The 12,865-nt window shown below is 31.4% G+C and carries 8 protein-coding genes; 3 read left to right on the forward strand and 5 right to left on the reverse strand.

Going from position 1 to position 12,865, the window contains the following annotated elements:
- Positions 1-14: 14 nt before the first annotated feature.
- On the reverse strand, positions 15-1,544 hold the full coding sequence (locus tag G0Q09_RS03165; protein WP_115000408.1) for a SulP family inorganic anion transporter: 1,530 nt from the start codon (positions 1,542-1,544) through the stop codon (positions 15-17).
- Between the two features lie 182 nt (positions 1,545-1,726).
- Between G0Q09_RS03165 and G0Q09_RS03170 the strand changes: the two genes are divergently transcribed.
- The 3 genes from G0Q09_RS03170 (at position 1,727) to G0Q09_RS03180 (ending at position 6,699) form a co-directional block, all read left to right on the forward strand.
- A complete protein-coding gene (locus tag G0Q09_RS03170; protein ID WP_219033941.1) occupies positions 1,727-4,540 on the forward strand; it encodes a TonB-dependent receptor in 2,814 nt (937 codons plus the stop codon).
- Between the two features lie 6 nt (positions 4,541-4,546).
- Positions 4,547-5,596, forward strand: coding sequence for a phytase (locus tag G0Q09_RS03175; protein WP_219033942.1), 1,050 nt, complete (start codon positions 4,547-4,549; stop codon positions 5,594-5,596).
- A 461-nt stretch (positions 5,597-6,057) separates the two neighbouring features.
- A complete protein-coding gene (locus G0Q09_RS03180; RefSeq protein WP_125349470.1) occupies positions 6,058-6,699 on the forward strand; it encodes a DUF6266 family protein in 642 nt (213 codons plus the stop codon).
- Positions 6,700-6,778: 79 nt separating this feature from the next.
- Here the strand turns inward: G0Q09_RS03180 and G0Q09_RS03185 are convergent, their stop codons facing one another.
- The 4 genes from G0Q09_RS03185 to G0Q09_RS03200 form a co-directional block, all read right to left on the reverse strand.
- Complete coding sequence (locus tag G0Q09_RS03185) at positions 6,779-7,039, reverse strand: helix-turn-helix domain-containing protein (protein ID WP_125349469.1); 261 nt, start codon at positions 7,037-7,039, stop codon at positions 6,779-6,781.
- Positions 7,040-7,333: 294 nt separating this feature from the next.
- The gene (locus G0Q09_RS03190; RefSeq protein WP_219033943.1) at positions 7,334-8,194 is read right to left on the reverse strand and encodes a glycerophosphodiester phosphodiesterase family protein; all 861 of its coding nucleotides are present in this window, start codon (positions 8,192-8,194) and stop codon (positions 7,334-7,336) included.
- A 13-nt stretch (positions 8,195-8,207) separates the two neighbouring features.
- Entirely contained in the window at positions 8,208-11,363 is a 3,156-nt protein-coding gene (locus G0Q09_RS03195) for a TonB-dependent receptor (RefSeq protein ID WP_219033944.1), read from the reverse strand.
- Positions 11,364-11,574: 211 nt separating this feature from the next.
- Entirely contained in the window at positions 11,575-12,789 is a 1,215-nt protein-coding gene (locus G0Q09_RS03200) for an MFS transporter (protein ID WP_125349467.1), read from the reverse strand.
- Positions 12,790-12,865: the final 76 nt, after the last annotated feature.

A 12,865-nucleotide genomic window follows, 5' to 3' on the forward strand; every position in this document is an offset into this window, starting at 1 on the left:
AAAAGCTGACTTTTTTATTTCGGCATCACATTATAAGTTGGATCTTCTTCGATATTTACCTCAATAACGCTTTTTGCATTTTCTAATAATCGAATAGAATCTTTACTCAAATGTCGCAAAATTACAATTTTATCTTGTTGTGCATATTTAGATGTAATAATATGTAAAGATTCAATTGCACTCATATCAACTATTCTACTCTCTTTCAAATCTATAACAATTATTCTTGGATCAGAATTAATTTCAAATTTCTCTAAAAAAGTAGAAGTCGAACCAAAGAAAAGTGGTCCATAAATCTCATATATTTTTCGTCCATTTTCATCAACAAATTTACGTGCTCGAATACGTTTTGCATTATCCCAAGCAAAAACCAAAGCCGAAACGATAACACCTACAAAAACAGCCAAAGCAAGGTTATGTAACACAATCGTGATAATCGCCACCAAAATACTTACAAACACATCCGATTTTGGCATTTTTGTTATTAATTTAAAAAATCCCCATTTAAAAGTCGAAATCGCAACCATCATCATTACACCTACAAGTGCTGCCATTGGGATTTTCTCAATCACTGGAGCGCCAATTAGAATAATAATCAAAATAGTAATAGCACCAATTGCTGGTCCTAATCTCGAACGAGAACCTGCATCTAAATTAACAAATGTCTGAGCAATCATTGCACAACCTCCCATTCCACCGAAAAAACCATTTGTAATATTTGCAGCACCTTGCGCCAAACATTCTTTATTCGACGAACCTTTCGTTTCAGTCACCTCATCCACCAAAGTAAGCGTTAGCAAAGTTTCAATTAACCCAACCGAACCCATAATAATCGAATAAGGCAAAATAATTTTCAAGGTTTCTAACGTAAACGGAACACTCGGAATATGAAAACTTGGCAGTTCTCCTTTGATACTCGCAATATCACCAACAGTCTTTGTATCAATATGAAATCCGATTACCAATAGAAAAGTCACAAGAATTGCAACCAAAGAAGCTGGAATAATTTTCGTTAATTTCGGAAAGAAATAAACTATCAGAACTGTAATTAGCGTCAATCCAGCCATCGTATAAAAAGGTGTACCACTCAACCAACTCGTTATTCCATTCGTAGTTGATTTGAATTGTTCTATTTGTGACATAAAAATAACAACCGCCAAACCATTTAGAAAGCCATACATAACAGGTTGAGGAATTAAACGAACAAATCTTCCTAATTTGAAAACACCAACTACTATCTGGAAAACTCCTGCTAAAGCAACCGCAGCAAAAATATATTGCTCACCATACGTAGCATTCAACGCGATTAAAGTGATAACGGTAGCACCTGCTCCACCCGCAACCATCGCTGGTCTTCCTCCAAAAACCGCCGTTACAATTCCCATGATAAATGCACCATATAAACCTATTAAAGGTGATAAACCAGCTAAAATTGCAAACGAAAGCGATTCAGGAATCATTGTCATAGCAACAGTTAAGCCGGCTAATATTTCGTTTTTATAATTTATTTTTTGATTGAATTTTAAATATTCAGCAATCGACATCAGAAGTTTTATTTCATGCAAAAGTAACAATTACTACGCATCTAAAATTAGTAAAAAGCTAGATTAAATATCAAATTACATACTAATGATTGAAGTAATTTTATAATTGTTAAATATTTCTTAATAAATATTTAACAATTAAGATATATAGCAAGTGTATTTTTGACGAAATTTAATTTCTAATGAAACATCTTTTAAAACTCTCCTTATTCATTCTAGGTCCATTCGTTTTGGCTCAAAGCGGCGTTATCTCAGGAAAAGTTATAGATTCTAACGATCAATTTTCGTTACCAGGAGCTACAATTCGCATCGAGAATTCCAATAAATATACTGTATCTGACCAAAATGGTAATTATCAATTTCTAAATCTTACGCCTGGTATTTATACCATTTATATTGATTATTTGGGATACGAAACCGTTTCAAAACAAATAGAAGTTACCGAAAATAAAACAGCCGTTATTGATTTTTCTCTAAACGCAGGTTACAACGAACTAAATGAAGTTGTTATTTTAGGTGATTATTTAAAAGGACAAGCTAAAGCATTAAATCAACAAAAGAGTAATGGCAATATTACAAATATAATATCTTCTGATCAAGTTGGTCGTTTTCCCGATTCTAACATCGGAGATGCGTTAAAACGTGTGACTGGAGTTACAATGCAAAACGATCAAGGTGAAGCCAGAAACATTATCATTAGAGGTTTATCACCCGAATTAAATTCGGTCATGTTAAATGGAGATCGTATTCCATCTGCCGAAGGTGATAACCGAAATGTACAAATGGATCTAATTCCATCAGATATGATTTCTACCATTGAGGTAAATAAAACATTAACTCCCGATATGGATGCTGACGCGATTGGAGGTTCAGTAAATTTAATTACTCGTGCAGTACCCAATAAGGAAAGAATTTCTTTCACTGCTTCTGGAGGTTTTGCTCCAATTAGAGATAAAGGCATTTATAATACTGCATTTATATACGGAAATAGATTTTTTAATAATAAACTTGGTATTGTAGGATCAGCAAGTTATCAACAACAAAATTATGGTTCTGATAATATACAAGCTGTTTGGAAGAAAGGTAAAAATGATGATTTTTATGTATCACAAATGGATATTCGTAAATATGATGTACAACGTATAAGAAGAAGTTTTTCTATCTCATCTGACTATATATTTAATAAAAACAATCGTATTGATTTTACTGCTATGTATAATTGGCGTGATGATAGAGAGAATAGATATAGAACAAGATACAATGGTATAAAGCAAAACTTCGATGATAATGGTAATTTAGTGGGCTATACCGGAGAAATCCGTAGAGAAACTAAAGGAGGTATTGACAATAATAGAAACAAGAATACACGTTTAGAGGATCAACGTGTTTATAATCTTTCTTTAAGAGGTGAACATTTGTTGTCTCCAAAATTGGATATGGATTGGGGAATTTCTTATTCAAAAGCTAGTGAAGATAGACCTAATGAGCGTTATATAGATTATCGTCAAAAAAATGTAAGTTTAAACGAGGACTTGTCAGATGGTAATTATCCTTTTATTTCTGTGGTTGGAGGAGAAGATTTATCAAAATATTCTTTAGGAAAAATTACAGAGAATAGAAAAAATACAGATGAATCTGAATTTGGTGCTAAAATTAATTTTAGAGTTCCATTTAGTCTTATAGAAAATAGAAAAGGACGATTGAGATTTGGAGGACGATTACGTATAAAAGATAAAGAAAGAAACGATATTTTTTATTCATATAAACCTATTGATGGTTTCGGAAGTTTGGGAGAAGTTCCTACATCATATTATGGTGGAAATGGATTCAATCCAGGTTCTAAATATGTACCAGGCACATTTGTTTCAAACTCATATTTAGGAAATTTAGATTTAAAAAATTCATCTTTATTTAGAGAAACTCTAGATCCTTCGGAATATTTATCTGGTAATTATAACGCTAAAGAAAGAATTACAGCAGGATATATTCGTTGGGATCAAGATTTATTTGAAAATACATCAATTATTACCGGAGTAAGATTTGAGAATACAAATATTGATTACACTGGGAATTACGTTGAAAATAAAAAAGATTTAGTAAGTCAAATTTCTAATAAAACTGATTATTTGAATGTTTTACCAAGTATTACTTTAAAACATAACTTTACAAAGGATTTTATTTTAAGAACTGCGTTTACAACAGGAATTGCTCGTCCTAATTATTATGCATTAGTTCCTTATATAAATGTGGTACAAGAAAATTATGAAATCGCAGAAGGAAATCCAGATTTAAAAGCAACTTATGCTTATAATTATGATATTATGGCCGAAAATTATTTTGACAAAATTGGAATTGTATCTGGAGGATTCTTTTATAAAAGATTAAATAAATTTATTTATACTTACAGAAATAACTCTTTTTCATCAAATGATTTTACTCAATTACATCCAAATTTAGCTAATCCAATTCCAGAAGGTGAAACATGGCAATATAAACAAGCTAGAAATGGAGATCATGTAAATGTATGGGGATTTGAGGCTGCAATACAAAGACAATTAGATTTTATTCCAGTAGATTTCTTTAAACATTTAGGGATTTATCTTAATTATACATACACGAAATCTAAAGCAAAAGGAATAACAAATGAAAATGGAGATGTTAGAAATGACTTAGATTTACCTAAAGCTGCTCCTCATATGTTTAATGCATCATTGGCTTGGGAAAATAAAAGATTTTCTACTCGTGTTTCTATGAACTATACATCATCTTACTTAGACGAGATTGGTGGTAATGCAGACGAAGATTCATATTATGATAAACAATTATTTGTAGATGCAAATGCATCTTATAAATTCAATAAATACTTACGTATTTTTATTGAAGCAAATAATCTAACAAACCAACCATTACGCTACTACCAAGGTGTTTCTGATCGTTTGAAAAAAGTTGAGTATTATCAACCACGTTTTACTTTAGGTCTAAAATTTGATTTCTAAACAATTATGAAAAAAATATTCATCACATTATCACTCTTCACTATTCTATTTTCTTGTGAATCCTCTAAACTGGCTCCAGTTCCTACAAATGCAGTAAAACCAACTGTTACAACAGAGCAAACACCAAATGACACTGATGATCCTGCAATTTGGATCAATTATCAGAATCCTGAAAAATCACTTATTATTGGAACAGATAAACAAGAAGAAACGGGCGGTTTATATGCCTATGATTTGAATGGTAAAATCGTAAACCAAATCGTTCCACTTAATCGTCCAAATAATGTAGATGTTATGTACGGTTTTCCTCTGAATGGAAAAAACGTAGACATTGCAGTACTTACCGAACGTGCAAACAATAAAATTAGAATTGTTTCGCTTCCAGATTTTAAATTGATTGACGATGGCGGAATCGAAGTTTTCAAAGACGAAACATTACGAGACCCAATGGGAATTGCGCTCTACAAAAGCAAAAACAACAAGTTTTATGCAATCGTTGGTCGTAAAGACGGTGTAAGTGGCGAATACCTACATCAATATGCATTAGAAAACAAGAACGGAAAAATAGAAGCAACTTTAGTACGCAAATTTGGAAATTATTCGGGTAATAAAGAGATTGAAGCCATTGCAGTTGACGAAGAATTAGGCTTTATTTATTATGCTGACGAAACAGCAGGAATTAGAAAATATTATGCTGATCCAGAAAAAGGAAACGAAGAAATTGCATTTTTTGGGCAAAAAGATTTTAAACGCGACCACGAAGGAATTGCAATTTATAAAACCAATGCAACAGATGGCTATATCTTAATTTCGGATCAACAAGCAAATTATTTTAATGTATACAAACGACAAGGTGAAGCTTCAAATCCGAATGAACACAAATTGATTGCTAAAATCCCAGTTTCTACTATCGAATGTGACGGAGCTGATGCTATAAACTTCAATTTTGGAACTAAATTCCCAAAAGGTTTCTTTGTTGCTATGAGCAATGGAAAAACATTCCAAATCTATGATTGGCAAATAATTCAAAACGAAATTGATAAACAAGCAAAATAATTATACATTCACACATAAAAAATCCGAGCTCATAGCTCGGATTTTTTAGTTATATAGCAGCACCTTTTTTGTCAATATAACATCATTTGCACTTATATTTTTTTGTAAACAAAGCCAATCAAAACAAACATTATGAAAATTTTCTACATATTTTCTACATAAAAACTTCTACTCCACTTCATCGAACAAACATCGAACAAACATCGAAGAACAAATATAGAATAGATATAAAACCATCGAAGAACTATCGAAGAATCATCGAAAAAACAAACACATAAAAACAGTACATAACCTATAATCAATTGATAATCAATTAATAGAAAAGACAAAAACAGATAACCAAGGAAAAAGAAAGAAAAATAAGGAAAAAACCTGACAATTAGAGAAATTTTAAGAAAATAGAATTTTTGTCAATATATATTGCTGAACTTTAGCATAATAACCCCTAAAAAAATAAAACAATGGGAAAAATTTATGATTCACTTTTAGCAGGCTCTTCAGGACGCACAGGGCGTATAGTTGTAGCAAATGTAAATGGTCACGAGATTTCAAGAATCAGACCTAAAAAAAGAACCAAAGCACCATCAGAAAAACAATTACTCGTTCAGCAAAGAATGAAACTTGCCATAGACTTTATGACCTCATACAGGGCCTATGCTTGCAAACACTATGGTTATCGTACAGGCATGCGATCTTCTTACAATCAAGCGTTTACCAACATCACAACAAACCTTGTAATAGACTATTCAACAGCCACTATAACACCAAATTACCAAAATATTTGTTTCTCCAAAGGTGCATTATTAGCCGCCATTCCATTATCTATTACTTTAGTATCAGCCGCAATGGTCGAGATAAACTGGCAGAACAATGCTTCACCCACATCAGACACAGCTACAGATATGTTGCAAATATTAGTAGCAGTAGAAAACGAAAACAATACATTTTTTATTGAAAATGCAACAGAACGAATGAACGAAACTTACACTTTAAGCCTATCCAACTTTCAAATAGGTAAAACCCTACACTTTTGGATTGCCTTCCGTTCACAAACAGAAGACCAAGTGTCAAACTCAGTTTATTTAGGTGCCATTAGTACTTAAAAACATATTCCTAAGGCTAAAATAATCTAATCATATTTAGCCTTAGGAATATTAAAGTTAAATGACCTACATAAAATTGTCAATCATTATACCTCTTCAAAATATCCAAAAACAATAAACTCCTCAAATAGTAGTTCTTAGAACCTAATCTAAAAAACTTAATCTCACCTTTTTTGCGACACCTATCCAGAGTCTTTTCAGATATACCAAACAATTCAGCAACCTCTTGATCCGTCATCAACTCATCTTTAGTCAATTTAAAATCCTTTGTACTATAACGTTCTACAAACTCCGCATAGATTTGCTGAAGTTCCAAAAATGTAAATTCTGTTTCCTTCATACTACAGCTTTTATAAAAACAACACACATTGGTAATTATTTAATAATGACTAATTTACAAATAAATAAAATATAATACCATATATTAAGCATTTAACTCACAAAGCTTGTTGTATAAATGAAGAAAATAGCCTCTCAAGAAGATAATAAGGCTGTAATCATCCAAGACTCTAAAATCACAAAATGAAAAGAATCTTTTTACATGAAAAATGCACAACTGAAATAAATTTAGTTAACCAAAAAAAAATCCTATTCGAAACAAATAGGATGTATTCTGCTAAATATTTTAATAAAATTACTTGTAGTTAATGAATTGCGAAGGATAATCTGTTTCAATAATATCTGGTCGAGAAATTAAATGCTGAATATAACCCCTTGCCCTTTCTATATCGGTTGGCAATTTATCCGTAGAAGGCGCAATGGCAATCATCACCATAACACCTTTTTTACGCAAATAAGCTATCATTTCTTTTTGTTCTTCTTTCACTTCCAAACCAATCCAAGCAATCATTCTATCATACGAAACATTTAGTTTCTCAAAACTTTCAACATCTTTCATCGAATGAAAAGGTTTCATAAACATTACATACTCAAGATGTTTTGCATAATAAGCAACCTCATCATCTTTTCGCAAACCTAAAACTACATTAGGATAAGGATTTTCTTTCAGAAATTTCACATAAGTTGCATACGGAACACCTTTATTATCCAATTGAAAAATAGTTTTTCCTTGACTCCAATCCAAAGCTTCTTTTAGTGTCGGAATTTTAAAATCAGTTAAATTTCCTTCTCGGTCTTTTAATCTTGCATTCTTTATTTGAGCATAGGTATACTCTTTTACCTTTCCTTGTAAATTTGTTGTTCGATTGAATGTATCATCGTGCATAAGAATTAAAACCGAGTCTTTCGTCAATTGTGGATCAATCTCAAAAAAAGAAGGTATAATTGACAATGTTTTTTCAAAAGCTTCAATACTATTTTCTGGATAGCCAGGCATCATACCTCCTCTATGTCCTGAAATAATGATTGGTTTTGATTGGTCTTGTTTGAAATAAGACTTCAAGTCTTCAAAATTTTTGATATCAACGGTATTTAATTGCGCATTAGCCACAGTAACTGTAGCTAATAACGCAAACCATAAATGTATTTTTCTCATGTGAATTGAAATATTAAAAACTATATCTAAATCCTATTTGTATTTGATACGGATTGAATGCATAACTCGTTTTACCTGTGTTCGTATTTACATTATAAACAAAACGTTCATTAGCTGTATCAAAACTCTTAATAGAATAAATATTTTGTTTACCTATTCTAGGTCCTACTCCCCATTCTTTATTCATTAAATTAGCTACATTAAAAATATCTACTGCAACTTCAAAACGATGCTTATCTACAATTTTTATCTTTTTAGCTAATCTTAAATCAAATGTTCCTGAAAAACCATTAATTCCACCATTTCGCTCGGCTATTTTTCCAAAACTTTTACGAATATAATCTTTCGTATGTTTTTCAACTTCAGGATTATCTAGAATAGCTTGAATTCCTTTTCTTAAATATTCAGGAGTTGAAGCAGCATTAGGATCATAGATGTATGCCAAATCATTTGAATTTACGAAATCTCCATTCATATTACCATTAACAGCCAATGAATAACGTGTTCCTCCAATTCCACTAAAACGAATACCTGCAGTCATTCCCCAAAAAGTTGGAGATTGTCCATAAACAACTAACTTGTGACGGAAATGTGTATCTGAATAATTCATTTTACTTAAATTTCTTGGATCTTCCGCAACCATTAAACTTAGAGTTGCAGTGTTAGCTACATTTCCATTATAAGAGGTATTATCTTTTGAATCATTCCATGTATATGAAACAGAAATTTGCCCATCTTTAAAATAACGATATGTTCCATCTAACACAATCGCATATTGATCTTTTTTACCATCACTAATTAACTCTAAAACTCGCCCCAATTCATTTGTTTTACGTCCATTAACCCAATTGGCAACACCATTTATAGGGTTAATTGTAGATGCAGGTACATAAACTCCTCGATTAGCTTCTTCTTTTATTCTGAAAAAGGGTTCGTCGACCATATTTCGATCAACGTACATATAATTATTTCGTGCCCAGTTAGCATAAGCACTAATCCCAACCCTTAATCGGTCACTAAAGAAATGATTATAAGATGCATTTAATTTGTAAACCGTCGGCACTTTAGCGTCTTTACTATTTGCATTAATCGTGATTAGTTTCTCTATTGCAGGATTATCGAACAAATCTTTTCCTGGTGCATGATTAGGATTTTGTCTATAATCAATAAAATCTGGAGTAGGAACTAAATCTCCTACTATATCTACTGCTGCGACTTTTGTTCCATCAAACAACATATTGTTAATCATTGAGTATGGATTTAGTGAAGAACCAAAAATACCTCCACCAAATTTCACAAAATCTTTTCTATTCTGATTAATATCCCATGTTAATTGGAAACGTGGCTGAAGTTGCCATGTATTAATTTTATTATCTGTTCTTACCCCCAATTGTTTATCTGCAACCTCATTGTAATTCGCTGCATTCAGATATTGCATATTCTCAAAACGAATTCCAGCCATTAAATCTAAACCAGGAAGAATTTCTGTTTCCAATTGTCCATAAACAGCTGATGCTAATTGATTAATCTTTGTTGATGGATCATCTGTTAGTCGAATTTCTCGCGCATAACGATAAGGAGTCATATTTTTGAAATTATCCATTCCAGTAAAATAGAATCGACCATTCATTTCACTTCCATATACATTTTTCATATGATAGTAAGAAAAATCTCCTCCTAGCGTATACTTAATATTATTTTTATTAATATATACATTATCAACTAATTGTATCACATTCCCTTTAAACCATTCTGGTGAAAAGCGTTGTCCACCTAATTGTATGTTTGTATATTGTGTTTTTTCTCCTATTTGAGATCCTATACTTTCCACAATTGCACGCGGAATCGATTGGCTTGGTAATTCACTTGAAGGGATAATATTCTGGTGTTCTATAAAATGTTGAACTTTCAGTTCATTAGTAATGTCATTATTAAAATCAGTTCTTAACGATAACATCAAACTATTGTCTGTTTTTTTTCTATCAATATACGATTCATACATATTGATTCTTGTATTATCTCCTTCTGAAAGTTTATCTTTTTCATGAACAAAGTTGTTACGTAATGTCAATAAGTTTCGAGCATTTAATTGCCAATCAATGCGTAAAAATGCAGCATTTGTATCTTTATTTTTATCAAATGATCCAAATTGAGGATTATTAGATACACCATATTTTTCTCGTGCAATAGATAAAAATTGATCTAATGTTGATTGCGTTACGTTATACAGAGCTTCATCACTTGGGTTATTAATATTCGCAATAAATAAAGGGCGTTTATCTACCTGTCTATCCCAAGCAACAAAGAAATGAGCTTTATCTTTCTTTATTGGTCCACCTAAAGAAAATCCATATTGATATGTAGAGAATTCGTTGTCTCTTTTGTTTCCACGAATGTCGTATGGACTAGAAAGCCAATCTGTACGACCATACAAAAAAGCACTTCCTTCTAATTTATTAGTTCCTGACTTAGTAACTGTACTAATAGTTCCACCTCCAGCACGTCCATTGGTCACATCATATTCATTTGTTACTACTTTAAATTCTCGGATTGCTTCCATTGAAATAGAATAAGAAGATGAGGTAGAACCTCCAGCTATTGTTCCACGGTTAGACATTCCGTCTATCGTATAATCTACCGAAGATGCTAATTGTCCACCAATACTCGAACCATTACTTAAAGGAGATAGGTCTATTAACGACGTAAAGTTTCGTCCATTTACAGGTAAAGTTTGTAAATCTTTTGCCGATACAGAAGTAGACGCACCAACTTGTTTAATAGAACTTTTTAAAGTTTGCCCACTTACCATCACTTCATTCAATTCAGTCGTTCCATTTGTAAATTTGAACGGAACCCAAATTAAATCTCCTTGATTCAAACTATAACCTTCTAAGATCTCCTCACCATGCTCTTCCGAAATAATAGTAACCGTATAAGGAAAACCTAATGGCAACTGCTTTAAGTTATACTCTCCTTTTTCATTCGTTTTCGTAGAAGCTGTAAATCCTGTCGATTCATTTTTCACAACAATGGTTACATTGTGCAAATCCGAACCATTAGCATCAGTAATTTTTCCCGATATACCTGCTAAATCTCCCTGTGCATAAACTGCAGTAGTTGCTCCCATCACAAAAACAACTGCTGATAGTTGAAATAAATTAAGTTTCAAGTATATGTTTTATTTGAAACCCAAAATTATTTTTTACCTCACAATATGGTGTTACTTAATAATTAAGAAAGCTTTAACTAAAAGTCATAAAAAAGTTAACAGTTACAAGAAATTTAAACGTTTAATAAACCTTAAGAATTTGGTTTTAAGATTTAAAAGAGTATTTAAAGAAAATAATATGTTAAAAATCCGAGCATTCGCTCGGATTTAATTATACAATTATGGCTTTTTTTCGTGTTGATTTCTTCATTCTATACATAAGGTAAATAATTAGAGATAATAGAAATGAAAAAATAAAGTATCGGATTGCTAACCCATTTTGAGTATCAACTTTACCAGTACTTGAGATAATAAAACTTGTAAGCGAAGTAATAATATACGTCATTCCTCCCATCAAACCACCAGCAACACCAGCATTTTTAGGAAAAGCCATCATATTTGAAGTAAAGAATGATGTGAATAAAATTCCCGAACAAATATGAATGAAAAACGCAAAGAATAATAAAACAAATAGATTTTGAACAAAGAAACCTGCGATAATCAAAAGAGAAATCAAAACTAATTGTACAATAATAGGTAAAGCTATACTTTCTTTAAAGTCAAGATGCATTCTTTTCTTTCCTACAAATCCGCCAATCATCCACGAAAAACCTAAAATTAAAGTTGAATAACCAATCACTACAGAATTAAAATGATAGGTATTTTCAATTAAAAACGGACCAATAATATTGAAAATCATTACAATAGAATAAGCAACAGCCTGTATCATAATTCCAACTATAAATAATTGATTGCTAAGCATCATTCTATAAGTATCAATAACGTTTTTCAAATTCAATTTAGTCTTTTCAACAATACTTTCCCCACTAAAAATCAATTCAAAAATTAAAATTAAAGCAGCGTAAATAGCTAAAAAATAAAAATTCGCATGCCAATTGAACAACTTTTCTAAATATCCACCTAAAAATGGAGCCAAAATAGGTCCGCATGACCAAACAATCGTGAAATAACCTAAATAATGTTTCGCCTTTTCTGGTGTATGAATATCAATAAAAAGTGCTCGAGTTGCAATAACAATAATCGCAACTGAAATTCCTTGAATAATTCGAAGAAAACAAATCAACAAAATGCTATCTGTACTCGCGATAACTAAACTTGTGATTAATACGACAAATAATGCTACAATTTTTGGATAATATCGTCCAATTGCATCCAAAATACTTCCAATAAACAATTGAGATAAACCATAACTCAATAAAAAACAAGTCAGAGTTAATTGAATACTACTTTCTGGAACTATCAACGATTTTGCCATCGACGGAAATGACGGCAAATAGATATCTGTTACAAATCCCGAAATTGGAATCGAAAAGAAACCAAGTATACTTATAATTTTTTTCCTTTTTTCTGATGCTTCTCTCAACATAAATCATTTTTTACTATGCAAAAGTAAAATGAATGTGAAATTGAGGAATTAAAAAAGACAAATAAAAAATTACAAA

The organism is Empedobacter falsenii, from assembly GCF_019308355.1.
Classification (GTDB): domain Bacteria; phylum Bacteroidota; class Bacteroidia; order Flavobacteriales; family Weeksellaceae; genus Empedobacter; species Empedobacter falsenii_B.